The organism is Streptomyces sp. NPDC030862 (assembly GCF_055571835.1).
The window spans coordinates 442,060-466,460 of the sequence record NZ_JBVIEN010000003.1; the positions used below are offsets into that span (position 1 = coordinate 442,060).

The 24,401-nt window shown below is 72.5% G+C and carries 25 protein-coding genes; 10 read left to right on the forward strand and 15 right to left on the reverse strand.

Annotated elements, in window-relative coordinates; all coding sequences use genetic code 11:
- Positions 1-10: 10 nt before the first annotated feature.
- Positions 11-574, reverse strand: a complete 564-nt coding sequence (locus ACZ42X_RS10010) for a toxin (protein WP_468286459.1) — start codon at positions 572-574, stop codon at positions 11-13.
- A 75-nt stretch (positions 575-649) separates the two neighbouring features.
- The gene (locus ACZ42X_RS10015; protein ID WP_468286462.1) at positions 650-1,093 is read right to left on the reverse strand and encodes a hypothetical protein; all 444 of its coding nucleotides are present in this window, start codon (positions 1,091-1,093) and stop codon (positions 650-652) included.
- A gap of 447 nt (positions 1,094-1,540) precedes the next feature.
- Here ACZ42X_RS10015 and ACZ42X_RS10020 point away from each other — a divergent pair, with 447 nt between their 5' ends.
- Positions 1,541-2,350, forward strand: a complete 810-nt coding sequence (locus ACZ42X_RS10020) for a VOC family protein (protein ID WP_468286465.1) — start codon at positions 1,541-1,543, stop codon at positions 2,348-2,350.
- 21 nt (positions 2,351-2,371) lie between these two features.
- Here ACZ42X_RS10020 and ACZ42X_RS10025 read toward each other — a convergent pair whose 3' ends face one another.
- The gene (locus ACZ42X_RS10025; protein ID WP_468286468.1) at positions 2,372-3,613 is read right to left on the reverse strand and encodes a serine/threonine-protein kinase; all 1,242 of its coding nucleotides are present in this window, start codon (positions 3,611-3,613) and stop codon (positions 2,372-2,374) included.
- Between the two features lie 179 nt (positions 3,614-3,792).
- On the opposite strand from ACZ42X_RS10025, the gene ACZ42X_RS10030 reads away from it, so the two are divergent.
- From ACZ42X_RS10030 to ACZ42X_RS10045, 4 genes are all read left to right on the forward strand, one after another.
- Positions 3,793-5,742 carry a hypothetical protein gene (locus ACZ42X_RS10030; RefSeq protein ID WP_468286471.1) on the forward strand — a complete coding sequence of 650 codons (1,950 nt, stop codon included), beginning with the start codon at positions 3,793-3,795 and terminating at the stop codon, positions 5,740-5,742.
- Positions 5,743-5,761: 19 nt separating this feature from the next.
- The gene (locus ACZ42X_RS10035; RefSeq protein WP_468286474.1) at positions 5,762-6,535 is read left to right on the forward strand and encodes a bestrophin-like domain; all 774 of its coding nucleotides are present in this window, start codon (positions 5,762-5,764) and stop codon (positions 6,533-6,535) included.
- 73 nt (positions 6,536-6,608) lie between these two features.
- Positions 6,609-7,112, forward strand: coding sequence for a flavoprotein (locus ACZ42X_RS10040; RefSeq protein ID WP_468286476.1), 504 nt, complete (start codon positions 6,609-6,611; stop codon positions 7,110-7,112).
- A gap of 76 nt (positions 7,113-7,188) precedes the next feature.
- The gene (locus ACZ42X_RS10045) at positions 7,189-9,285 is read left to right on the forward strand and encodes a SpoIIE family protein phosphatase (RefSeq protein ID WP_468286479.1); all 2,097 of its coding nucleotides are present in this window, start codon (positions 7,189-7,191) and stop codon (positions 9,283-9,285) included.
- A 91-nt stretch (positions 9,286-9,376) separates the two neighbouring features.
- Here ACZ42X_RS10045 and ACZ42X_RS10050 read toward each other — a convergent pair whose 3' ends face one another.
- Complete coding sequence (locus ACZ42X_RS10050; protein WP_468286482.1) at positions 9,377-11,332, reverse strand: protein-arginine deiminase domain-containing protein; 1,956 nt, start codon at positions 11,330-11,332, stop codon at positions 9,377-9,379.
- A gap of 258 nt (positions 11,333-11,590) precedes the next feature.
- Positions 11,591-12,331 carry a TetR/AcrR family transcriptional regulator gene (locus ACZ42X_RS10055; RefSeq protein WP_468286485.1) on the reverse strand — a complete coding sequence of 247 codons (741 nt, stop codon included), beginning with the start codon at positions 12,329-12,331 and terminating at the stop codon, positions 11,591-11,593.
- A 148-nt stretch (positions 12,332-12,479) separates the two neighbouring features.
- Between ACZ42X_RS10055 and ACZ42X_RS10060 the strand changes: the two genes are divergently transcribed.
- Complete coding sequence (locus tag ACZ42X_RS10060; protein ID WP_468286486.1) at positions 12,480-13,853, forward strand: serine hydrolase domain-containing protein; 1,374 nt, start codon at positions 12,480-12,482, stop codon at positions 13,851-13,853.
- A 26-nt stretch (positions 13,854-13,879) separates the two neighbouring features.
- On the opposite strand, the gene ACZ42X_RS10065 is transcribed toward ACZ42X_RS10060, so the two are convergent.
- The 4 genes from ACZ42X_RS10065 to ACZ42X_RS10080 all read right to left on the reverse strand — a co-directional run bounded on the left by ACZ42X_RS10065 (position 13,880) and on the right by ACZ42X_RS10080 (position 16,717).
- Entirely contained in the window at positions 13,880-14,530 is a 651-nt protein-coding gene (locus ACZ42X_RS10065) for an NADPH-dependent F420 reductase (RefSeq protein WP_468286489.1), read from the reverse strand.
- A 70-nt stretch (positions 14,531-14,600) separates the two neighbouring features.
- Positions 14,601-15,386, reverse strand: a complete 786-nt coding sequence (locus ACZ42X_RS10070) for a DUF72 domain-containing protein (protein ID WP_468286491.1) — start codon at positions 15,384-15,386, stop codon at positions 14,601-14,603.
- Positions 15,387-15,445: 59 nt separating this feature from the next.
- A complete protein-coding gene (locus ACZ42X_RS10075) occupies positions 15,446-16,138 on the reverse strand; it encodes a twin-arginine translocation signal domain-containing protein (protein ID WP_468286494.1) in 693 nt (230 codons plus the stop codon).
- 90 nt (positions 16,139-16,228) lie between these two features.
- Positions 16,229-16,717, reverse strand: coding sequence for an ATP-binding protein (locus tag ACZ42X_RS10080; RefSeq protein WP_468286496.1), 489 nt, complete (start codon positions 16,715-16,717; stop codon positions 16,229-16,231).
- A 189-nt stretch (positions 16,718-16,906) separates the two neighbouring features.
- Here ACZ42X_RS10080 and ACZ42X_RS10085 point away from each other — a divergent pair, with 189 nt between their 5' ends.
- Positions 16,907-17,752: a helix-turn-helix domain-containing protein gene (locus ACZ42X_RS10085; RefSeq protein WP_468286499.1), complete on the forward strand. Its 846-nt coding sequence runs from the start codon at positions 16,907-16,909 to the stop codon at positions 17,750-17,752.
- 14 nt (positions 17,753-17,766) lie between these two features.
- Positions 17,767-18,132: a DUF397 domain-containing protein gene (locus ACZ42X_RS10090; RefSeq protein ID WP_468286501.1), complete on the forward strand. Its 366-nt coding sequence runs from the start codon at positions 17,767-17,769 to the stop codon at positions 18,130-18,132.
- A gap of 394 nt (positions 18,133-18,526) precedes the next feature.
- On the opposite strand, the gene ACZ42X_RS10095 is transcribed toward ACZ42X_RS10090, so the two are convergent.
- The 3 genes from ACZ42X_RS10095 to ACZ42X_RS10105 form a co-directional block, all read right to left on the reverse strand.
- Positions 18,527-19,036, reverse strand: a complete 510-nt coding sequence (locus ACZ42X_RS10095; protein WP_468286504.1) for an NUDIX domain-containing protein — start codon at positions 19,034-19,036, stop codon at positions 18,527-18,529.
- Between the two features lie 177 nt (positions 19,037-19,213).
- Positions 19,214-19,567 carry a hypothetical protein gene (locus ACZ42X_RS10100; protein WP_468286506.1) on the reverse strand — a complete coding sequence of 118 codons (354 nt, stop codon included), beginning with the start codon at positions 19,565-19,567 and terminating at the stop codon, positions 19,214-19,216.
- 16 nt (positions 19,568-19,583) lie between these two features.
- Positions 19,584-20,567: a transcriptional regulator gene (locus ACZ42X_RS10105; RefSeq protein ID WP_468286508.1), complete on the reverse strand. Its 984-nt coding sequence runs from the start codon at positions 20,565-20,567 to the stop codon at positions 19,584-19,586.
- Between the two features lie 23 nt (positions 20,568-20,590).
- Here ACZ42X_RS10105 and ACZ42X_RS10110 point away from each other — a divergent pair, with 23 nt between their 5' ends.
- Complete coding sequence (locus tag ACZ42X_RS10110) at positions 20,591-21,295, forward strand: protein kinase domain-containing protein (protein WP_468286510.1); 705 nt, start codon at positions 20,591-20,593, stop codon at positions 21,293-21,295.
- Positions 21,292-21,756, forward strand: coding sequence for a GNAT family N-acetyltransferase (locus tag ACZ42X_RS10115; protein WP_468286513.1), 465 nt, complete (start codon positions 21,292-21,294; stop codon positions 21,754-21,756). The genes ACZ42X_RS10110 and ACZ42X_RS10115 overlap by 4 nt, the downstream gene beginning before the upstream one ends.
- 64 nt (positions 21,757-21,820) lie before the next feature.
- Here the strand turns inward: ACZ42X_RS10115 and ACZ42X_RS10120 are convergent, their stop codons facing one another.
- The 3 genes from ACZ42X_RS10120 to ACZ42X_RS10130 all read right to left on the reverse strand — a co-directional run bounded on the left by ACZ42X_RS10120 (position 21,821) and on the right by ACZ42X_RS10130 (position 24,231).
- Positions 21,821-22,486 (reverse strand): class I SAM-dependent methyltransferase, encoded by a 666-nt coding sequence (locus tag ACZ42X_RS10120; protein WP_468286515.1) that lies wholly within the window; start codon positions 22,484-22,486, stop codon positions 21,821-21,823.
- Positions 22,487-22,583: 97 nt separating this feature from the next.
- Positions 22,584-23,150 carry a DinB family protein gene (locus tag ACZ42X_RS10125; protein WP_468286518.1) on the reverse strand — a complete coding sequence of 189 codons (567 nt, stop codon included), beginning with the start codon at positions 23,148-23,150 and terminating at the stop codon, positions 22,584-22,586.
- Between the two features lie 34 nt (positions 23,151-23,184).
- Entirely contained in the window at positions 23,185-24,231 is a 1,047-nt protein-coding gene (locus tag ACZ42X_RS10130) for a hypothetical protein (protein WP_468286520.1), read from the reverse strand.
- Between the last annotated feature and the right edge of the window lie 170 nt (positions 24,232-24,401).

Here is a 24,401-nt window from a genome sequence, read left to right on the forward strand (position 1 = left end):
GACGAGTCCTTCACGACGACGAGTCTTTCTTGGTGCGGCGGAAGAGGCCGCGCCGCCGGTGGGCGACGGGCCGGGAGAGCGAGTTCGCGAGGCGCCCCACCATGTCGTCGCTCGTCACGTCCCGGGCCATCCGGGGGATGAGCGAGGCGCCGAACTCGGCCACCCGTTCGTCATGGGTGTCGTACTGCGCGCGCGCCTGCACGGTGGCGCCCGAGTGGAGGACGCGTGCGATCAGCGAGGTGTCGAAGACGGGGAGGAGGCGGCGCAGCTGCTCGGCGTCGAGGCTGGTGCCGTGGTCGAACCACTCGTGGCACAGCTCGTGCAGGATGACGTGTTGCGTCTGGTACGCGGTGGGGCGGCGGCGGTAGAGGACGAAGCTGGTGTTCCCGGAGGTGAGGCGCAGCCCGCAGGCGGCGTTGACGCGGGCCAGGCGGTCGGGGAGTTCGCGCAGCACGATGGTGCGGCCCCGGGCCGCCTCCATGTTGGCGACGAGCGCCTCGATGGTGAAGGGGGCGGGGATGGGCAGGTCCGCCAGACCGGCTTCGCACTCTTTGCGCAGTTTGCGCAGGGACATGGATGCTGCCTCTTACGTCCGTCCGACTGTCCACGCGCCGTGGTCACGCGTGCGTGTGACATGCGGTCGGCGAGTTTACCGGCCCGGCCCGTCGCCCCCGTCCTCCCTCTTCTTCGTCTCCTCCAGCAGGGAGAGCGCGAACTCCAGGAGCTCCGCCGGGATGCCGTCCTCGTCGTTGCCGCGCGCCGCCACGCCGCTGATCTCGCCGGTGCGGCGCTTGGCGAGGAACTGCAGTCCGGCGACGACGTCGTCCACGACCTCGGACTCGTCCTTGAAGAAGCGCCAGTCGACGCCGAAGCCGAGGCCGAGCGCCTTGAGGATGTCCTCGGAGGGGTGGGTGACCTTGCCGGCCAGGATGTTGGAGAAGTAACTGTGCGACAGGGAACCGCCGCGCTGTTTGACGAGGTCCGCGAAGAAGCGCCCCGAGACCTTCTGGCCGGGGAAGGTCTTCTCGACCATGTACTCGACCTTCTGCTGCAACGTCCGTAGCTCGGGCGTGCGTTCTTCGCCGTTGGTCATCCGGTCCCCACGTTGCGCGATAGTCGAGTGCGGTCAACGGGCTCGTACTGTAACCGACCCGGAACGTCGGCGTCTTTGCACCAGCGACAAAGCGGAGCTTCTCACTTCCGCATCGGATCCGGACTTGCGCAAGCACTCTACGTCACTGTTAACTCGAAAAAACACGGGCGGGGGGCCACGAGGGGAGTCCCTTGCCCGTGTGAACAGCCGTGTGCGCGCGGGGCCCGACGGAGTGTGCCCCGTACAAGGATGTAGCCCATCGCGACGGGGGATGCACGATGGGCTACATCCGCATTATGGCACCTCGTCATGCGCGGAGGACAGGCGCCCCGGCGGAGAATTAGCGGCCGTTTACCTTCCGTCTCGGCGCGCGGACCGACGGATGCCTCATTAGCGTGACAAAAGGGACCATGTTCGAGGTGTCGAGTCGGAGAGAGACGGAAGACCATGGCGGTACTACCTGAGGGCACCCCCTGCTGGGCGGACGCGATGTTCACCGACCTGGAGGGCGCGAAGAGCTTCTACGGCGACGTACTGGGCTGGACCTTCGGCGAGGCGACGTCGGAGTACGGCAACTACACGGAGGCGTATGCGGACGGGAAGGCCGCCGCCGCCGTCGTGCCGCCCATGCCGGGGCAGGAGGGCCAGGAGAGCCGGTCGGCGTGGTGCCTGTACTTCGCGTCGCCGGACGCCGAGGCCACCGCCCGCAAGATCCGCGACAGCGGCGGCGAGGTGATCATGGGGCCGATGACCGTCGGTGACTTCGGCACGATGGTGCTGGCCCGCGACCCCGGCGGCGTCGTCTTCGGCGTCTGGCAGGCGGGCATCCACGAGGGCTTCGCCGCGCGGGGCGTGCGCGGCGCGTACTGCTGGGCCGAGGTCTTCACCCGCGACCCCGAGAAGGCCGACCCCTTCTTCGCCTCCGTCTTCCCGTACCGGATCAAGCGGATGGAGGCGCCCGAGGACATCGACTTCGTCGTCTTCGACGTCGGCGACGACACCGTGCTCGGCCGGATGCGGATGACGGGCGACTTCCCGCCGGAGGTCCCGCCGTACATCAACGTGTACTTCGCCGTCGACGACTGCGACGCGGCGGTCGCGAGGGCGACCGCGCGCGGCGGGGTGCTGCGGTGGGGGCCGATGGACACGCCCTTCGGGCGGTTCGCGTCGCTGACCGACCCCCAGGGCGCGGCGTTCTCCGTCATCGACATGGAGCGCACCGAGGGCGAGATGCCGACGATGACCGAGGTGTCCTGACACCGAGGCAGCGGGCGGGGCTCAGTCCTCGGCGGCGCCGGCTTCCGGCGCGCCGGGCACCGTCGTCACCTGGCGCGGGGGCGTGTCGGCGGAGCTGCTGTCGGGCGAGAACAGCGCCATGCCGGCCAGGACGGCCGCGACGAACGCCACCGCGCCCGCGATGGCGCTCGCGACCCGGGGCCGCCGGCTGACGAACGCCCGCGCCTCACCGAGCCGCTGCGGGGCGGGCGCGGCCCGGCGCCCCCGCCCGCCGCCCGGGGCGGTCCGGGGCAGCGCGTACGTGGTCGGCGCCTGCGCCGGGGCCGGTCCCGGCATGGGGGCGGGCGCGGGCATGGGCGCGGGTCTCTGCGCCCGCCGGGGTGCCGGCGCGTGGGCCGGTCCCGGCCGGGGAGCGGACCCCGGCATGGCGGCCGGCATAGGAGCCGGCATCGGCGCGGGCATCGGTTCCGCGCGGCCCTGCCAGGCGCCCGAGCCGAACCAGTCCGCGACCTGCTGCGCCGACGGCCGGTCCTCCGGCTGCTTGGCGAGCATCCCCAGCAGGTACGCCTCGAAGGCGGGCGGTACGTCCGCGCCCAGCCCGCGCGGCGGCACCGGCGGGGTGTCGATGTGCTGGTACAGCGTGGCGGTCGCCGTGTCCGCCTGGAACGGCGGGCGGCCCGTCGCCAGCTGGTACAGCACGCAGCCCAGCGAGTACACGTCGGACGCCGGGCCCGCCGGGCGCCCCAGCGCCCGCTCCGGAGCCAGGTAGAGGCTCGTGCCGACGATCTGCCCCGCCGTCGTGAGCGCGGCCGCCGGATCGTCGACGAACCGGGCGATGCCGAAGTCGCCGAGCTTGACCGTGCCGTCCACGTCGGACATCAGGTTGCCGGGCTTGATGTCCCGGTGGACGATGCCCTGCCGGTGCGCGACGGCCAGGCCCGCCGCCGTCTGCGCGGCGATGGCCGCCACGCGGGGAGCGCGCAGCCGGCCCTCGGCGGCGAGCTCCTGCGCGAGGCTGCGGCCCTCGACGTACTCCATCACCAGGTAGAAGCGGCCCTCCCACGCCCCGAAGTCGAAGACCGCGACCACGTGGGGGTGGCTGAGCCGGGCCGCCGTCTGGCCCTCCAGCCGGAAGCGTGCCGCCGCCTGCGAGTCGGCGTCGTCGCCGAGCATCAGCTTGACGGCCACCGGCCTGCCGAGCACCTCGTCCGTGGCCCGCCAGACCTCGCCCATTGCGCCACGGCCGATGGCTGACTCCAACCGGTACCGATCCGCCACCAGCACGTGCGCACCAACCTCTATCCCGATCAAACCCGATCGACCCTGGGAGCAGGGTACCGACCCGGGAGATGAGGGTCGGTCAGCAAGGTCACCGCACAGGAGGGTTGCCGCTCGTCCATCGTGGTGCACCCGCCGCACGAACAGCGCAACCGGCAGGCGCCCGGCTTTCGGGACTCCGGCATATGACGAACGCTGATGCCGTGACGGACGCCGCCCGGCCCAGGCCCATGACGCGCGCCAGACCCCTGCTCTTCGCCGCCGGAGCCCTGCTCCTGGTGGCGCACGCGAGCGGGTGGCCCCTGGCGTCGCGGCCCCCGCGGGCGGCCGCGGACGGGGTGGGCAAACACGCCCTCGGGCTCTCGGTCACCGTCAACAAGCACCCGACGCCGGAGGCCGAGCGCATCGGCATCCGGGTCGGCCACGTGGTGGTCAAGCGGTACCGGGTGACCAATCGCTCCGGTGCCGACCTGCACCGGGTGACCGTCCACGACCCGGCCGTACCGGCGGGCGCGGTGCGCTGCCCGGGCGGGCAGGGCTTCTGGATGCGCGGGCTGACGTCCGTCACCTGCGTCTCCCGGGTGCCGGCCCTACCGGGGCACCACGCCGTCACCGTGCGCGCCCGCGCGCAGGTGCCGTCGGTGGGGATGCGCGTCGAGGCGTCCGCCAGGGCCGCGTACCAGGGCGTGGGCGGCGCGCTGACGCTCGCCGTGGGCGTCGCGGTACGGGACACGGGGGCGGGGGCGGCCGGCGCGGTGGTGCGGTACACCGTCACCAACCCCGGAAACCGGACCGTGTACGGCGCCCGGCTCACCGACACGGCGCTCGGCAACCCGCCGGTGAGCTGCGGGGGCCGCCCCGCAGTGCCGCAGGCGCTGCCGCCGGGGGGCGTCGTGGTGTGCGTGGCGCGGCTGGAGGGGCTGCGGCCCGGTACGTACCGGAGCGCGCCCGAGGTGCGGGGCAGCGACCGGCTGTTCACGCTGGGCCCGACGTGCGAGCGGCCCGTGCCGCCGCCGACGCTGGTGGCCCGCGCGGTGGCGCCGTTCGCGGTACGGGCCCCCCGGCCCCGCCCGGTCCCGCCCCCGCCGGGGCCCCCGGGCCCACCGGCTCCCCCGGGGCCGCCGGGGCCTGCTCCGGGGGCGCCCGGGGTGCCGGGCGTTCCGGGAGTTCCCGGCGTTCCCGGCGTGCCGGGGGCACCGCTGCCACCCGGTGTGGTGCCGGTTCCGGGGGCGGTGGTGCCGCCGTTGCCGCCGGTGCTGCTGCCGCCGGGGATCGCGGCGCCGGCGCCGGGTGTGGCGGGTGTGGCAGGTGTGCTGGGTGTACCTGGTGTGCCGGGTGCTGCGGGTGCTGCGGGTGCTGCGGCTGTTCCGGTTGTTCCGGGGGGCGTAGGTGTCGGGGCCGGGGTGGCCCCAGGCGTGGTGGCGGCCGCCGGTACGGGGGTCGCCGCCCTCGCCGGTGCGACGGGCGCCGCGGCCGGTGCCGCCGCGGCCGCGGGCGCCGGCTTGGGAGCGGCCGCCCTCGCGGAGGCGGCCGCGGCTGCGGGAGCCGCGGGTGCCGCTGTGCCGGGAGCTGCGGGGGCGGGCGCCGCTGTGCCGGGAGCCCCCGCCGCACCTGGGGCGGCGGCGGCGCCCCCTGGGACGGTGGCGGTCCCGCCGGGGGCAGCAGCAGCCGTACCGCCCGGAGAGGCGGCGGCCGTTCCACCGGGAGAGGCGGCGGCCGTACCACCGGGAGCGGCGGCAGCTGTACCGCCCGGAGCGGCGGCGGCCGTTCCACCAGGTGCGGCAGCGGCGGTCCCACCCGGAGCCGCCGTACCGCCCGGTGCGGCCGTACCGCCAGGAACAGCGGTCCCGCCAGGCGTCACCCAGCAACAACAGCAACAGCAACAACAACAGCAGGACCAACAACAACAGCAGGACCAGCAACAACAGCAGAACCAGCAACAACAGCAGAACCAACAGCGGCAGGACCAGCAACAGCCCCCCGGGCAGCGGACGCAGCCGGCCACCGAGCGGGGGCTCATCGCCCGCGCCGGGGCGTTGCTGGCCGAGGACGAGGAGACGAGCCTCGCCGTGTTCCTGTTCCTGCTCTTCCTGCCCGTGGCGATCGTCGCCGTGATGGCGGGCCGGCGCCTGTGAGAGCGAGCGAGGAAGCCCTATGAACCATGTGGTGAGCACGCTGGCGATCGGCCTGTTCGGCGCGCTCCTCGCCGCCGGCGGGGTCGTCCTCTGGCGCCACTACCGGCCGGTGGAGGACTGCGAAGCGGACGGCGGGGACGTCGTCGAGTACCTCTCCATGATGATCGCGCTCCTCTACGCGCTGCTGCTCGGCCTCGCCCTCGTCTCCGTGTGGGAACTGCGGGGCGACGCCGGTTCGAACACGTCCACCGAGGCGGGCGCGCTGCACCAGATGACGGTCCTCGCGGACGGCATGCCCCCGGCGCAGCAGAAGCGCATCGAGATCATGGCCGAGCGGTACGCCGTCCACGTGGTCCAGCAGGAGTGGCCGCTGCTGGAGGCGCAGCAGCCGCTGGGCGAACAGGGCTGGGTCCTGCTGCAGCAGCTGCGCGCGGTGTCGGAGGCGCCGCCCGACGCGACCCCGGCGCAGGAGGTGACGGCCCTGGAGATGCTCGGGCAGCTCAGCGTGCTGGACGAGGCGCGGCGGGGCCGGGAGTCGGCCGCGGGCGACTCCCTGTCGCCGCTGCTGTGGGCGGGGCTGGCGGTCGGGGCGGTCCTCTCCTTCTGCATCGTGTTCTTCTACGGCGTGGGCCGTACCTGGAGCCATCTGGTGATGCTGATGGGCATGGTGGGGCTGACGGTCTTCCTCGCCGTGCTCATCCACCACCTCGCGACGCCGTTCGGGGAGGTGATGGGGGTGGCGCCGGACCCGTTCACGGAGTACTTCCCCCGGGCGGCCACGGCGGGTGCCTGACCGCCGGGCGGCACCCGGCACCGGGCACCCGGCACCAGGCACCCGGCACCAGGCACCCGGCACACTGACCCGCATGCGCGAGAAGCCCTTCCTCTACGTCGTCGTCTGCGCCGCCGGTATCGCCGGGGACGTCCGCAGGCTGATAGCCGCAGCCCGGCAGAGCGGCTGGGACGTCGGCGTCATCGCCACCCCGCACGCCGTGCCCTTCCTCGACGTACCGTCCGTGGAGGCGCAGACGGGCTACCCGATCCGGTCCGCCTGGCGCCGCCCCGGGGACCCGCGGCCGCTGCCGCCCGCCGATGCCGTGGCCGTCGCCCCGGCCACGTTCAACACGATCAACAAGTGGGCGGCGGGCATCGCCGACACCCTCGCGCTCGGGACCCTCTGCGAGGCGTACGGCGCGGGCGTGCCCACCGCCGTCGTGCCGTGCGTGAGTGCCGAGCTGACCGCCCACCCGGCGTACCGGCAGAGCCTGGAACGGCTGCGCGGGATGGGCGTACGGATTGGCGAGGGCAGCGCCGCCGCCGGGGGCTTCCGGTGGGAGGAGGCCCTGGAGCTCCTCGCGCGACCGGCCTGACCCGGGTGCTCGCGCGCCCGCCGGGCGGCGGCGCACCGGCTGCGGGTGCCGCCGTTGTGGAGGGACGATGGGAGGCATGGGCGGTGCGGATGGGCTGCGGGCCGAGCGGGAAGCGGTCGACGGCGCGGAGGTGGGGCCTTCGCCGGTCGGCGGCCTGCTCGACGTGCTCGGTGTGGCGGCGATCGTCGTCGACGCGGACGGGCGCGTCGTCCTGTGGTCCCCGCAGGCGGAGGAGCTGGTCGGGTACAGCGCGCACGAGGCGCTGGGCAAGTACGCCGCACGGCTGCTGGTCGCGGAGGAGCACTTCGGACTCGCGCTGCGGCTGTTCGAGCAGGTGATGACCACCGGCCAGAGCTGGGCGGGCGTCTTCCCCGTACGGCGCAAGGACGGCACCACGCGGCGGCTGGAGTTCCGCAACATGCGGCTCCTGGACGACCTCGGGGACTTCTACGCCCTCGGGCTCGCCACCGACCGGGAGAAGCTGCGCCAGGTGGAGCGGGACCTGGCGCTGTCGGTGCGGCTGGTGGACCAGTCGCCGATCGGGCTCGCGGTCCTTGGCCCCGACCTGCGGTACGTGGCGGTCAACGCCGCGCTGGAGCGGATCGACGGCCTGGGCGCCGAGGAGCACCTGGGCCGCACGGTCGGCGAGGCGCTGCCGTACCTCGACGCCGACCGCACCGAGGCGGCGATGCGGCGCGTCCTGGATACCGGCGTACCGCTGCTGGACCGGCAGGTGGTGGGGCGGGCGCCGGCCGACCCGGACCACGACCACGCCTGGTCGGTGTCGATGTACCGGCTGGAGGACGTGGCCGGGCGGGCCATCGGGCTGGCGACCTCGGTCGTCGACGTGACGGACCGGTACCGGGCCACCGCCGAGGCGGAGCGGGCGCGGGACCGGCTGGCCGTGGTCGCGGACGCGTCCGTACGGATCGGCACCACGCTCGACCTGGAGCAGACCGCGCGCGAGCTGGCGGACGTCGCCGTGCCGGAGCTCGCGGACATCGCCGCCGTCGACGTCCTGGACAGGGTGCTGGAGGGCCGCCCGAGCCGGATGACGGCCCTGTCCGACGAGGAGGGCCCGGCGGTCTTCCGGGCGCTGGCGGTCTCGGCGGCGTACCGGACGCCCGCCGTGGAGGCGGCCGACCCGCCGGGCGAGCTGGCCCGCTACGGCGCCGACCGGCTCGTCACCCGCTGCGTACGCACCGCCCGCCCGGTCCGGGAGGCGCACCTCGACGAGCGGACGCTGTCGTGCGTGGCCCGCGACCGCCGGGCGGCGGAGCTGCTGGCCGAGGCGGGCGTCCACTCGTACCTGGCGGTGCCGCTGATCGCGCGCGGCGAGGTGCTGGGCGCGCTCGACCTCAAGCGGGCCCGCAACCCGGAGCCGTTCAGTGAGGACGACACGCTGCTCGCGTGCGAGCTGGCCGCCCGCGCGGCGGTGTGCATCGACAACGCCCGCCTGTACCGGCAGCAGCGGGAGACCGCGCTGACGCTCCAGCGCAGCATGCTGCCGGAGACGCCCCGCGACCTCGTCGGCCTGGACGTCGCCTCCCGCTACCAGCCGGCCGGGGCGCGCAGCGAGGTCGGCGGCGACTGGTTCGACATCATCCCGCTCTCCGACGAGCGGACGGCCCTGGTGGTGGGCGACGTGATGGGCAGCGGCATCAACGCCGCGACCAGCATGGGCCGGCTGCGCACGGCGACGCAGACGCTGGCCCGCCTGGACCTGGAACCGGCCGAGGTGCTGCGGCACCTGGACGAGATCACCGCCGGCATGGAGCCGTCCCTCGCGACCTGCGTGTACGCGGTGTACGACCCGCACCGGGCGGAGTGCCGCCTGTGCACGGCGGGACACCTCCCGCCGGTGGTGGTGCGCGGCGGCCACACGCCGGTGCTGGTGGACCTGCCCACCGCGCCCCCGCTGGGTGTCGGCGGCATCCCGTTCCGCGAGGTCACGGTGGACCTGGAGCCCGGCGACCGGCTGGTCCTCTACACCGACGGCCTGATCGAGACGCGGGAGCACGACATCGACGTACGCCTGGACGCCCTGCTGGCGCTGCTGCGCACCCTGGGGGACCGGTCGCTGGAGGAGTCCTGCGACCGCCTGCTGAGGGAGCTGCGGCACCCGGGGGACCACGACGACGTGGCGCTCCTCATGGCGTGCCCCTCCGGATGACGCCCCCGGTGCGCGACAGGCCCTGGCCGACCCCACACGGGAAACACGGGAGGAGGCCGTCGGGCCTCCCCCCGCGTTCACGCCCGTACGGCTACGGCTTCCACCACGCCCCGGAGGCGTCGCGCAGCGTGTTGGTGCCGCAGTGCACCTCGCCCATGCCGAGGTGGTAGGTGTCCCAGTCGTTGATGTACGACACCTTCAGCCCGGCGCGGGTGTACGCGTCGGTGACGGCGGCCGTGAAGACGTCCTTGCCGCCGATGACCGGGCCCCACTGCTTCGGGGCCAGGTACCGGTCACGCCCGAGCAGGACGCCGTTGACGGCGCCGGGGACGTACGCGCTGGTCATGACGGTCTCGGGGCCGGCGGGGCCCGCGGCGCGCTCGCCTTCGCGGGGGATGCGCTTCTGCTGGCCGTACTCGTCGACCGCGTCGGGCACCTCGCCCGCGCCCAGGCGCTTCAACCGCGGCACGCGCTCCCCGCGCTCGCCCTCCTCCGTCGCCTCCGCCTCCGTGCCGCGCGTGTAGAGCGCGGGGACGCGGACGACCTCGGCGTCGGTGACGCCGGTCTCGCGCTTGAGCGTCTCCAGGTTCGCCGCGATGCGCTGCGCGGCCATCGTGTTGTCGGCCACCAGCCACTTGGAGGCCAGCGCCTGCGCGATGGTCTCCTTCGGCGCGGGCAGGTCCGGGGTCCCCGGCACCGAGAACATCCGGGTCTTGCCGTGCCCGGCGTCCCGCGCGTCGCGCAGCAGCTTCAGCCCCGCCTCGGGGTCGGCGACGGCGATGGTCCAGCCGCGCGCGGTGCCCGGCGCCGGGAGGAACTGCACGAACTCGTCGACGTGCCCCACGTGCAGCCACGACGTGTCCAGCAGCAGCGGGTCCTGGAAGCCCTGGGACGCCAGCAGCGTGCGCATCGCGACGGCCGGCTTGGAGCCGGTGTCCTTGCGCTCGCCCATGATGATGCGCCCGGCCGGGTAGGAGCGCCCGCCGTGCGCGTACGGCGGGATGGTCTCCAGGTTGCCCATGGAGTTGAGGGTCCACTCCTCCTCGTCGCGGACCCCCGAGACCTGGACGACGCCGACGCCCCTGCCCCGCAGCTTCTCGAACAGCTCCCGCCCGGACTCGCGGTCCGGCTGGGCCGAGCGCAGCATCACGCGGATCACCTGGCGCCCCCCGCCGGGCGCGGTCATGCTGACGTATCCGGGCTCGACGAAGTCCTGGGCCCAGATGTCCTGGTACTTGTCGAAGGTGACGACCGGCGCGGCGATCCCCGCCGCCTTCGCCTCCTTCGCCAGCCCCGCCACGAAGGTCTGCTGGCTGCGCGCGAACGGGTCGTCGCCGGGGACCTTGGTGACCAGCATCTGCTGGGCGTTCTGCAGGTGGTGGTGGGTGAGCAGCGGCGCCACGCGGAGCGTGATGTCGTCCGAGGTGCTCTTCCCGCCGGCGGTGACGGTCAGGCGCAGGACGGCGCGGCCGCCCCAGCGGGTGTTGTCACGGATGACGTCGGTGGCCTCGACGCCGAACTCCACGCCGGCGCGCAGCTCGGAGGCGGTCAGCCGGGTCTCGGGCGTCACCCGCACCCAGGTGGCGGAGCGCTTGATGAAGACGCGGGTGGTCTTGGCGCCGCTGACGATGTTCAGGGTGCCGGTCGCGTTGGTGGGCACGTCCTTCATCGGCACGGACCGTACGCGCGCCAGGTCGGCGGCGTCGGCGGAACCGTTCACGACGGTGTCGGCGGCGTCGTTGCAGGCGGCGAGCCGGGCCTCGGACAGCGGCTTGCCGCCGGCCCCGCTGGTCGGGCAGCGCTTGGTGTCGTCGTCGATGTTCGGCAGGACGACCGCGCCCCGGGCGGCGCTCCAGGTGTCCTCCCCGGCGCTGTCGCTCGCCCCGGCGACGTCCACCCGGCCGTCCCGGTTCACGTCCGCCCGCAGGTCGGCCTGGGGCGGAGCCGGCGCCGCGAACACGGGCGCGGCGAGGGCGACGGGCGCCAGGACGGCGCCTATGACGGATATGGCGAGGCTCGCGCGTCTCGCGTGGCTCGTACGCACCATGCGTCCTTCCATGGGGGATGGCTTGTCGAGCCGGAAGAGGGCGCGTGGGTACGGTGCGTTGCCTGGGATCGCCGGGTCTGGCCGGTTCCCGACCGGAGGATGACCAGGGAACGGCCGAGGATCCGCCTCGGGCATGACGACGTCTCAGCGTGCCTTCGGCTAAGCGGCCCGCGTCTGCGCACGCCTGTGCCCGTCCGCGCCCGCCTGCGCGGGCAGATTTCCGGCCCCGCGAGGCCGGCAAGATCCGGAAGTTAGGCCCTAGCCCTTCGCGCCGCCGGTGACGCGGGTCTCCAGACCGTCCAGGACGCGGTCCAGGCCGTACGTGAAACTCTCCTCGCGGATCTGGCGCGGGTCCTTGTCCCGCTGGGCCGCGGCCCCCTCGCGCAGCCGGGGCAGGTCCCGCGCGGCCTCCTCGACGGCGGGCATGAGGCTCGCCACCCAGTCCCGTTCGTCCATACCGCTGCGCGCGATCATCGAGAGGTACGCGGCTTCGGACGTGGCCGTGCCGATGACGTACGAGAGCAGCGTGCCCATGGCCTGCTCGATCTCGTCCGGCGGAAAGCCCGCCGCTTCGAACAGCGCCAGCATCCGCTCCGACATGCGCATGACGTTCGGCCCGAGGTGGACGAGCCCGACCTGGCCCAGCACCGTCGCGACCCAGGGGTGTCGTAGCGCCATCGCGCGCAGGCTGCGGGCGCCGGCCGCGACCGGGGTGCGCCAGTCGGCGGGGTTGTCGGCCTCCGGCAGCTCCAGCTCGCCGTAGACCTCGTCCAGGACCAGCTCGATCAGCTCGTCCTTGCTGGCCACATGGCGGTAGAGCGAGGTGGCGCCGGCGCCCAGGCGGGTGCCGAGCTTGCGCATGCTCAGGGCTTCCAGGCCCTCCGCGTCCAGCAGCAGGACGGCCTCGGTGACGATCTGTTCCCGGCTCAGCGCGGGCTGCTCGCGCCCCCGGCGCGGGCGGGTCCACACCGAGGCGATCTGCTTCGGGTCGGCGGGCATCGTGGGCCTCTTTCATCGGGTGTCCGGCTGTCCCCGCCACGGTAGCGCACACCGTTCACGTGTTGCGTACGGCGAACGCGTCTGCGTACAGTGTTCGCAGGACGAGAACGGTGTGCGCAGGGCATGCCGTGATGCGGAGGAGGAACCCATGAGGGAGATCGCCCGGTGGCAGGCCAGGTTCGACGAGCTGCGCGCCGCACACCGTGTGCCGGGGGCTTCCCTCGCCGTGCTCGTCGACGGCGAGATCCACGAACTGGCCAGCGGCGTGCTGCACAAGGGCACCGGGGTGGAGGTGACGACCGACTCGGTCTTCCAGGTCGGCTCGATCACGAAGATCCACACCGCCACGCTGGTCATGCAGCTCGCCGAAGCCGGCCGGCTGGACCTGGACGCACCGGTCGTGGACGTCCTGCCCGAGTTCGCCACGGCCGACCCCGAGGCCACCGCGCGCATCACCACCCGGCAGCTCCTCAGTCACACCGGCGGGCTGACGTGCGACTTCACCCACGACACCGGACGCGGTGACGACTGCCTGGCGAAGTACGTGGAGGCGGCCGCGGGCGTCGCGCTCGACTGCCCGCCGGGCACGGCCATCTCGTACAGCAGCGTCGGATACAACGTGCTCGGCCGCATCGTCGAAGTCCTCACCGGTCAGACCTGGGACGAAGCGCTGCAACAGCGGCTCTGCGCACCCCTCGGCCTCACCGGCACCGTCTCCCTCCCCGAAGACGTCCTGCGCTTCCGCGCCGCGATGGGCCACCTCGGCGGGCCGGGCGAGGACCCGGCGCCCGCCCCCGCCTGGAACATGCTGCCGCGCTCGGCCGGCCCCTACGGCGGTGTCCTGTGCGCCACCGCCGCCGACCTCGCGCGGCTTGCCCGGATGCACCTCGACGGCGGTACGGCACCGGACGGCACCCGCCTGCTGACCGCCGAGAGCGTCGCGGCGATGCAGCGGCGCGTGGTGGACTCGCCCGACAAGTGGACGGTGGGCGCGGACGGCTGGGGCCTGGGCTGGACGCTCTACGACTGGGACGGAGTCCCCGGCTTCGGCCACGACGGCGCCACCATCGGGCAGTACGGGTTCCTGCGCGTCGTCCCCGGAGCGAACGTCGCCGTCGTCCTGCTGACCAACGGCGGCGGCTCGCGTCTCCTCTACACCGATCTGCTGCGTGAACTGCTCCACGAACTGGCCGGGGTGCGGATGCCGGCCCCCTTCGCCCCCGCCGCCCAGCCGCCGGCCGTGGACATCACGCCCTTCACCGGCACCTACCGGCGCGAAGGCGTCGCCATCACCGTCACCGAACGCGCCGGCAGGGGCCACCTCGTGTACGAATTCGTCGACGGCATGGCGGGTCTCTCACCCGCCATGGAGATGGACCTGATCCCGGTCTCCGAGACGACCTTCGCCGGGGCGGGCACCGGTCCCTTCGCCGAAGACTGGATGCCCGTGGTGTTCTCCACGCTCCAGGACGGCACCGGCGTCTGCTACATCGGCATGCGCGCCGCGCCCAGGGTCGCGTGAGTCCGGCAAGATCGGCAAGACACCCGCTAGGGCTTCGCCGGCAGCACCACCTTCATGCCGAAGCCGTACGACTTCAGGGCGCCCGCGAGCGGGATGAACAGCATGCTGTAGTGCTCCTGGCCCCGGGCGGTGTCGATGCCGCCCAGGTCGAGCAGGGCTTCCGGGGGCCAGCCGAGGTCGTGCAGCAGTCCGCTGACCGTGTGCTTGGCGTCGGCGTCGTCGCCGGAGAGGAAGATCGTGCTCGGCCCCTCCAGTGAGCCGGGCGCGACCATGACCATCGCATCGACCGTGCACAGCGTCTTGACGACCCTGGCCTCCGGGAACGTCCGCTGGATCTCCTCGCCGAGGCTCTCCACGGGGTGGGAGAGGGTGTTGTCCTCCCGGAACCCGACCGCCACGTCGAGCACCACCTTCCCCGCGAGGGCCGGGGCCCCGACCGTCTCCAGCAGCGGTACGGACGCCGTGCCCGGCGTCGCGTTGACCACCACATCGGCGGCCGCGACCGCCCCGGCGGGGTCCATGACCGCGACCTCTCCGTTGACCGCGGTCGCCAGGTCGGCCCGCAGCTCCGTGTCGTCCGCCCGTCGCGAACCGAACACGATGTCGTGGCCCGCCGCCGCCCACGCGGCCGCAAGTGCCTTGCCTACATGGCCCGTTCCGAGGATTCCGATTCTCATGGCCCGACGTTATGGCGGGCCGGTGTGCCGGGGCGTCGGCCAAAGGCCCGGTTCCGTCGGGCCATCGGCCCTACGCCGAAGGGTCCGCCGGCAGCGCCGGGGGCGTACGACTGACCGTGCGCCCCAGCGCAGCGGCCGCCCGCGCGAACTTCGCCGCGTCGATGACGGCCGCGCCGCCGGGGTCGTTGTTGAAGTACACGTACACGTCCTCCGCGTCCGTCCAGGCGTCCGCGATGCGCCGCGCCCACGAGGCGAGCGCCTGGCGCCCGTAGCGCGGCGGCGGATCGGCGAGACCGGCGTGGAAGCGTACGTACCCCCAGGGCGCCGTCCGCCACAGCGGCGTCACCGGCCGGGACCACCGGTCCGCCCAGCAGAGCGCGGCGCCGTACCGCTCCAGCACCGCCCGCAGCGCGCGCTCGTCCCGCCACCACGACTCGTGGCGCAGCTCCACGGCCACCCGTACGCCGCCGGGAAAGCGGCGCAGGCACGCGTCGAGCAGCTCCACGTCCGCCTGGAGGTTCGGCGGGAGCTGCACCAGCACGGGCCCCATCCGCTCCCCGAGCCCCGCCGCCCGCCCGAGGAGCCGCGCCACCGGCTCCTCGGGCTCCCGCAGCCGCTTGATGTGGGTGAGGTACCGGCTGGCCTTGACCGCCATGACGAACCCCTCCGGCGTCCGCTCCCGCCAGGAGGCGAAGACCTCGGTGCTGGGCAGCCGGTAGAAGGCGTTGTTGTTCTCGACGGTGGCGAAGTGGCGCGCGTACTCCTCCAGCCACAGCCGCTGCGGCAGCTTGGCGGGGTAGAGCACGCCGCGCCAGTCCTTGTACTGCCACCCCGAGGTTCCGACGAGCAGGGCCATGCCCCATCCCTGCCCGTCGGGGCCCGGTCCCTATCGGGGCCGGTCGGGCGCACCCGGCGTCAGGCGGGCACGGAGCTCTGGTTGAGGATGGTGTCGAAGGCGGTGAGCTCGCCGACCGGGTCCCCGGCGGCCGCGGTGGTGCCCGGGGCGTAGAACGGGACCGGCGCCTGCAGGCTGTAGAGCTGGTTGACCGGGGGGAAGGCCTTGATGTCGGTCGCCCGCAGCGTGGCGAACTTCGCCGGGTCGGTGGTCGCCCGCGCGATTTCCTCGCCGGTGGCCTTGTCGGTCACCGTGAGGGCGAGACCCAGGTGGATGAGCATCTCCAGACCGCCGCTCGCCTGTACCTGCAGGACACTGAGCGGTACCCGGGCTTGGTCCGACAGGGTCAGGGTGATGAGAGCGCCGCTCTGGGGGGTGCTGGGGCTCGTATCCGCCTCCATCCGGAACCCGAGGACCTCCAGGACGAGCCCGTCGGTCTCGCTCGTCCTGACGAGGACGTTGAGCCCACCCTTGAAGTCGAGTGTGAGGACGCCCAGGGTGTTCAGCTTCAGCGGCACGTTGGCGGCGTAACCGCTGAGGGGGATGTCCACTCCCACCGGCGGCAGGGGGATCATCCCGGGTGCCTGCGCGGCCCGTGAGCGCAGCTGCCCCGCATGGGCGCTCCCCGCGAACAGCGCTCCGGCACCCGCCGCCGCGACGGCGACCGCCGCTCCCCTCAGAAACCCACGACGGTCGCTTTCGCCCCTGGGCATGCCACGTTCGATCATTCTGTTGGTCTCCGTTTCTCCGCTGGGCATCCGCCGTGCGGACGCGCAGAGTTACGTGTACCGCACAGAGGGTGCTCACGGATCGGAACACGCGTGAACCACCGGATCGGTGACGCCGAACTCGGTGGGAGGGAGCGCTATCGCCCGCACTCCACCCAGAGCAGCTTCCCGGGCCTCCCGTGCAGCCCGCCCTGCAACTCGTAGGCCCCCCCAGTTGTCAGCGCAGCTCTGCACGAGATGCAGCCCCCGCCCGCGCTCGTCGTCCGCGCCGGGGCTGGGTACGACCCCTCTGAAAGGCGCCGGGATGTGCGGATTGGCGTCCCACACGCTGAGCCTCAGCCGTACGGGCTCTTCGAGCGCACGGAGGCGCAGCGTGTAGGGCTCGGCGGAGTACCGGTGCGCGTTGGTGACGAGCTCACTGGCGAGCAGCTCGGCGGTGTCGAGGAGCCCGGCCATGCCGTGGGCGGCGAGGACGGTGCGGAGGGTGTGGCGGGCTACGCGCGGGGCGCGGGGATCGTGCGGGAGGTGGAGGGTGTAGGCCCAGGACGGCGATACGGTGGCCATGGAAGTCTCCGATCACGGAGGTGAGTTGGTTGGTGCCTGGTGGCTCTGTCGCCCCGTCGGGCGGTGCGCTTCCAGGTGGTAGGCCCAGGTCCCAAGCTAGCGAGTTCGCTTAATGTATTCACCGATTCGCGCTGAATCTGTAGAGCATCCACCTGTGTGGGTGACGCCTCGACCGAAGGAGAGACGCCAGTGAGGGGCACCCCAACTGCCCGCCAGCTGCGCTTCGGGGTCGAACTGCGCAAGCTGCGGGAGCGTGCCGGACTTTCCGCCACCGACGCCGGCCGGCTGCTCGGCATCAGGCAGACGCAGGTCAGCAACATGGAGGCGGCCCGGTTCGGTGTGAGTCCCGAGCGGATTCGCACGTTGGCCCGGCACTACTCGTGCACCGACGACGCCCTCGTCGAAGCCCTGATCGAGATGGCCACCGTGCGCAAGCGCGGCTGGTGGGAGGAGTACCGGGACATCCTCCCGGCCGCGCTCCTGGACCTGGCCGAACTCGACGCCTACGGGCGCGAATTGCGCACGGCACATACCTCGCACATTCCCGGCCTGCTCCAGATCGCCGACCACGCCCGGGCGGTGTTCGAAACCATGGTCCCGGCGTACACGCCACCGGAAGTCGAGCATCGCGTCTCGCACCGGGTGAAGCGGCAGGCGGTCCTCTTCCAGGACAACCCGCCCCGGTACCGGGCGATCATCCACGAAGCCGCGCTCCGCATGCAGTTCGGGGGAACAGCGGTGCAGAAGCGGCAGTTGCACCACTTGCTGGACATGAACGAGCGCGAGCACATCACCATCCTGGTGATCCCGTTTTCCGCCGGGGCGTACCCGGGGGCCGGGCAGTCCATCTACTACGTCCACGGGCCGGTGCCCCAGCTCGACACGGTCCAGTTGGATCAGTCGCACGGCCCGAAGCTGATCGACGCCGAGGCGGAACTGAGGGTCTACCAGCTCATCCTGGAACGCATGGAGTCGATCGCGCTCAGCCCGGGCGACTCCCAGGACTTCATCCACAGCATCGTCGGCAACCTGTGAGGGGAAGGAACGACATGACTGCGACCGCCTGGCAGAGGTCGTCGTACTGCGGCACCGGCGAGGCGTGCATCCACGTCGCCACCACCGCAAGCGGCGCCATCGCCCTCAGGGAAAGCGCGGACCCGAGCGGCGCCATCCTCACCACCACGGCGGACAGGTTCCGCGTGCTCCTCCGGGCCCTGAGGGCAGGGAGCGACTCCGTACCGGGGTTCGAGTTGTCGTACGGCCCCGGGGGCGAGGTCCGCCTGCGCGCGGCGGGCGGCGGCGGTGCGGTCGTTACGACGAGCCGGGCGCGCTGGGACGCGTTCGTGAAGGGCGCGGTAGCGGGGGAGTTCGACCACCTCGTGGAGGAGCGGAGCGCCAGCATCCGCGTGAGGTGAGGGTGCGGCCGCCCTCCTTTCCCGAGAGTCGCGGCCTCCGGCGCCCCGTCAAGGGCGCTGCGCGTCGGCTGCGCCGATGGGCTCCGCCCACCCTTGACAGGCCGCCTCCACCCGCGATCTTTCTCTCGGGAGGGCGGCCCGGGGGTGAGGGCCGGCGGGGACGTCTGTTTGTGGTGCGGGCGAGCTGCCGGGCGGCAGGCCGGTGGGTGGATTGCGCGGCAGTGGAATGGGGCGGCCCGGGCCGCCTTAGCGCCTGCGGCCCGTCCGTCGGCTGGGGCACAAGCTGGTGGCCGAGGTGTGAGTGGGTTGCCCTCAGTACGGGCGAGCCGTGGTGTCTCGTCGCGTTGCCGGGTCTGTTTGATCAAAGACCCGCTGCGATCGATTCCCTGGACGGTCAGTGCCAGACAGGCGTTCCGTCGTGCAGATATACCGGCCGCCCTTCGTCGAGGGCTCGGACCGCCGCGTTCAGCCTGACCCTCATCCGCTGGCTCACCAGTTCCTGCGCCTTGTCCAGCGTCACGTACGCGGCCTCGGACAGCTCCTCGTCCTGCGGTCGCAGTTCCCCCGGCACATCGACGGTGACGCCGTCGAAGATGAAGGCGATCTGGTCGTCCCACGGCCCGTGGGGGGACACCCAGTCGACGACCACGAGCCCGCGCACGGTGACGTCGAGGCCGAGTTCCTCGCTCAGCTCCCTCACGGCTGTCTCCTCCGGCGGTTCGTTCGCCTCGGCCATCCCGCCTGGCAGGTCCCAGCCCGGTTTATAGGTCGGGTTCACCAGCAGCACCCGGCCGGCTGCATCCCGGAGGAGCACGTCGGCCGCGACCCGCTTCCGAGGCTGGGTGGCGTTGCCCTCGGCGAGGTAGGGCTTCCAGGCGTCCGGGTCGTCGGGCGATGGCTTCATGAGGTGGTGCCTCCCGGGGACGGCGGGATGATGTCGGCTAGGAGCAGGAACTGGCGCGAAGCTCGGCCCCGGGGCCGCCAAGCATGAATCAGACCGTCCGCCGGGGAGAGTCGCCGCAATACCTAAAGAGACGTGCCCGTCCGGATGGCCCGGACGAGCGCGTCGTCGTTCCGGAGGTCAGACGGTCCGCTCGATGCGTTCGAAGATGTCCGCGTCCGTCTCCCGCTGCCAGGCCGGCAGCTCGGCCCAGTCGGCGACGTATCCAGGCTTCGGGTCCTCGAAGTGCCTGAACATCTGGGCGGTCCAGCAGATCGCGACGAAGCGCCCCTTCTGCTCGCGGGTGAGCCGAGTGGCGTGCCCTTCGCTGACCTTGATGAAGTCGCGAACCTGTCCGTACACGGCCGCGGCAGCCTCACGCTCCCACTCGGGCGTCTCGTCCCACGGCGTGACATAGCCCGGCTTCGGTTCACCGGGGTAGTACTTGGTCACACCGGCGATCCACGCCTCACGGAAGATCCGACCGTCGCTCATGCACGTGTCCCTCTCGTCATGCGGTGCGCTGAAGCGCCGCCATTCGTTGATCCAGACTCGAGACTCGGCCATCGGACATGAGCGGGGCAAGACGCCCTCGGAGCCCGTCCAGCTTCTTACCGATGAATCCCGAGTTCGACTGGCCGGCCAGGCCGATCACTGTCTCCGCGTAGTGCACGACCTGGTCGATGTCGCGCCGGTGGACTCCGAGGGCGGCAAGGTCACTCAGCACGGCAGCGCGGCGGCGCAGCGACAGAGGTTGGGCGAGGGCTGCGGTGAGGGCGTCTTCCGCCAGGTCGGGGCGTCCGAGCTGGAGGTAGCAGGCACCTCGTTCCTCGGCGAGGCGGGAGCCGTCGAAGCGGAGCCAACTGCCGTTGTGGGAGTGGCCGCCGAGGGAGAGAACCTTCTCGGCGTCGTCGAGGGCCCGGGTGCAGCCGTCGATGTCGCCCATGGCCGCGTACGCCTGGGCCTGGACGGCTGCGACCCAATAACGGGTGGACAGTGCGCTGTCCCCGCGTCGGGCGATCCCAGAAGCTGCCGCCAGCAACGGCTGCGCGGCGAACGCGCGGCAGGCGTACAGCTCGACGTAGGCGTGGCGCGTCATGGCGCAGGCCCAGAGATCGTGGTCCCCACCGGCATGGGCCGCTTGGGCGGCCAGCGTGTAGCACTGGGCGGCGTCGGTGTACCGGTTGGCGTCGAAGAAGAGTTCCCCGGCGAGCTGGTAGACGTCAGCCGTCATCATGCACAACCGGGTCCGGTCCGCTGCGGTGCGCGCCTCGGCCAGGCCCTTCGTCAGGGCATCGAGCTGCTTGCGGACCGCTGGCAGGGCGGTCTGCTTGGAGTCCGAAAGGGTGTAGAGCTGCCACAGGCCGCGGTGCAGATCCTCCGCCGTCTCCACGAGAGCTGTCACCGCGTGTCCTCGGGATGCCCCGTCCGAACCGGGCAGGGTGACCAGCGCGCCGGTGACGGCGAGCAGACCCAGGACATCGCGGCGCTTCATATCGTCATCACAAGGCCGCCGAGATGGCGCAGGAGGACAGCAACCTTGTGTGCCTCATCGGTGCGGGCGCGCTGAACCCCGGCTACCGGATCGACGCCGGAGCCTGGGAGGGTGGCCGGTGGCTCGCGGTGCGGTGGGTCGACGGCATCCCGGTGTGGCGGGCGTTCGCACTGGCCCGTGGACCCGAAGGTGACCGCCCCTCGGTGCGACCCTGGCTCCTGGGTGTCGCCCGGACGTGGGCCGAGTGCTTGACGCGGATGCACGCCGCCGGGTGGGCCCACGCCGATGTCCAGCCCACTAACACCCTGATCGCGAAAGATGGTCGCGCCGAGGTCATCGACTACGCCCTCGCCTGCGGCCCCGACGGCGGGCCACGGCTTCCCTACCGTGGCGCGCTCACCCACACCACCGCCCCTGAGGTCGCGGACGCCATCCTCGCCACCAGTGCCGACACCCACATCCAGGCAGAGCCACCGGCCGACATCTGGGGACTGGGCGCTTCACTGTTCTGGTGCTGGACCGGTCGTCGGCCGGTTGCTGCCTACGACGACGACACCCCGCGCGAGAACAAGCTCAGGGCCATCGTGAAGACAGCCACGCTGCCGCTGAACGACGTCCGCCCCTGGGCGTTCCCCGAGTTCGAGCAAGCAATCCGCGCCTGCCTGACCCCGGCCCCGGAGGACCGGCCGTCCGCGACCGATCTGGCCGCCCTCCTCACCACGTCGTGATCACTCTCCGACCGCTCCTTTACGCCGATGCCGCGGCCATCCGCCGTATCTACAGCGGGGCCGCCGTCAGGTTCCTGGGACGCCCCGCGATGACCGACAAGGAGGCCGAGGAGTACGTAAGGCGCGTGCAGGAATGGGCCGCCGCCGAACCCGTCGAGCAATACGTCCTTGGTGTGGACGTCGCCGGAGACCTGATCGGCGTCGTCAAACTGGGCCGCCGTCCCGACGGGCACGGACGGTTGGGCTATGTCCTGCGCGAGGACTGCTGGGGCCGGAGCTATACGACGAGCGCCGTCCAGAAACTCGTCGCCTTCGCCTTCACCACTGCTGGTCTCGAATCGCTCGGGGGTAAGCACCACCCCGATAACCCGGCCTCGGGTCGGGTGCTGACCAAGGCGGGATTCACGCGGCTCGGAATCCGAGACGACATGATCGAATACCACCTGTCCGACAGGCCTTGAGCGTCCAGCGGCTCGACGGGGCCGAGGCCGCGCACCGCCCCCAGCTGTGGCCCGTCAGGCGTGGTCAACGGGGCAGGCTCTGCGTGACGCGCCACAGGCGGCGGGGCAGGTCGCCCTCCTCGAAGGGGTGGACCTCGTCCAGGGTCCAGCCGTCGGCGAGGGAGTCGACCAGATCGCGCGGGAAGAAGTGGACGGCGAAGCCGCCGTGCTCGTAGACGTCGTCACCGTGCGCGGTACCGGCGCCGTAGTGCGCGTCGCCGGTGTGCCGCACGGTGTAGACGAAGACCCCGCCGGGCCGCAGGACGCGGCGGACCTCGCGGACCACGGCGTGGATCTCGCGCGTGGACAGGGCCATGCACAGCAGCATGTGCGCGAAGACCGCGCCCACGGAGGCGTCCGGCAGGGGCAGCGGGTCGCGGACGTCGTGCGCGGCGGTGGTGACCAGACCGTCCACACCCTGGGCCCGGGCGGCCTCACGCAGCTGGTCGAGCCCGGTGGCGGAGAAGTCGGTGGCTTGGACGGTGAAGCCCTCGCGCGCGAAGTACAGGGCATCGCGCCCGTGCCCGGCGCCGAGCTCCAGCACGTCCCTCGCCCCCGCCTTGCGGAACACGTCGGCCGCGTGAACAGCCGCTGCCGACGGCTGCTCCCCGTACATGCCGGGGTGCGCGGCGTACGTGCTCTGCCAGTGCCGCCGCTGCGCCTCCCCGAGGTCCCGCTCGCCGTCCACCATGGTGCTCTGCTCGCCTTCCCTCGCTGCTGCCGGACCGCCTGGTCAGCTTAGGGGCGTCGCAAGCGCGTCCGGTGGCGGTGATGCGCCTGGGGCCCGGTCACTGGCCCACCCTCCCGTCGACGCATTCGCGCAGCAGGTCCGCGTGGCCGCAGTGGCGGGCGTACTCCTCGATCCGGTGGACCATCAGCTCGCGGATGCTGATGCCGTCCCTCCCCACGCGCTCGCCCAGGTCCGGGTACCCGGCCAGGGCGGCGTCCGTCGCGGCCTGTTCGCGCTCCAGGTCGGCGTACGCGGCGTCGACCACGGCCTGGTCGGCGACGGCTCCGTCGAAGTCCGCGTCGCGGGCGCCGTACAGCTTCGGGAGCGGGTCGGCTTCGCTGATCCAGTCGCGCCAGTCGCGTTCCACCTCGGCGAGGTGCCGGACCAGGCCGAGCAGCGACATCGTCGACGGCGGGACCGACCGCCGGGCCAGCTGCTCGGGGGTGAGGCCCTCGCACTTCATCCGCAGGGTGAGGCGGTAGTTGGACAGGAAGTCCAGCAGGGTCGCCAGCTCGCCCTCCGGGGTGACCTCGTTCTCGCGGGGGTCGTCCCCGGGGTCGGCCCACATGTCGGGGTAGACGGTCGCCTGGGTCCAGCGTGCGGGTCGGTCGCTCATATGTCGCATGGTCGTCCGTAAGGGCGTTCAAGCGCCACCGGGTTTACTGGATGCTCCAGCGGTGCGGATGCTCCGGATCGGCGGGGCAGGCGAAGACGTTGAGCTCACCGGAGCGGCCCACGGTGACCTCGGTGGGAGTGACGTACGGGCGAGTGGGCCGGTCCCGCTCCTCCAGCGGCATCCAGCTGCCGCTGCCGCCGTCCCACTCCGAGCTGTCGATGGTCAGCAGCAGGCGCATCGGTGTCGCGCAGCTCAGGCGGTCCATGGGGTACGGGTCGGTCTTGTGCCAGGAGGCGAAGCCGCCCACGCGCCAGCCGGGCGGGATGGACAGGTCGTACTGGTAGCCGATGGGGTGCGCCGGGCAGCCGCAGGCCGACGGCTCGGTCTCCGTTTCGAAGGCCGCCGCCTCGAGGGCCTCCTCCCAGGCGTCGATGCGGGCGCACAGCTCCTCGGGCAGGAGGCCCGCGAAGGGGTACGTGACCACCTGCTCCGGGTGCAGCACGCAGGGCTCGGGGACGAAGCCGTCGGAGCCGACCACCGGCGGCTGCGGCGGCGTGGTCAGCACCTCGCCGACCTCCCACGACCGACGCCAGCGCAGGTGCAGCTCCAGCTCGTAGCGGCCCGGGCCGTGCGCGCTGAAGGGGCACCAGAACACCTGGAGCAGGTCGCAGTCGCCCGGCCCCTCCGGCAGGTCCGGGACGTCCCGCCGGTACAGCTGCGCGAGGCCGATCATCGGCAGCGGGTCGCTCTCGTACTCCCCGGTGATCCGGTGCTCCCGGTGCAGCTCCTCCAGGAGCTTCCGCTCCTCGTCCGTGGGGCCGGGGTCCCGCTCGCGGGACCACGCAGCGGACAGGACCTCGCGGTAGCGGTGGACGTCCGCCGGCCGGCGCCCCTGGGCGCGCCCGTGGGCCTCGCCGCACACCGGCCACGGCTCGTCCGCCGGCCACAGCATGGGGCCGCCCACGGAACTGGCCGACACCTCCGGCACGCCCCGGCGCGGGTGGAGTCGCGTCGTGGTTCCCCGGAATGCGGCCAGCTCCGGGAAGAGCGCCTCGACGTCGAGCGGGCGCGGCGGCGTAGTCCTCGTCATGGACACGACCCTAAAACGGTGCCTGGTGAAGCCCTCGTCAATGCTCCGGACGGGCGCCGCATTGGACACCGCGGAAGGGTCTACGCGCGTCATCTTCGGCGTTGGCATATCGGAAAACACCAGCCGCAACAGCCGCAGTTGGAGCAATGGCCACAACCGCCGAGTAGGGG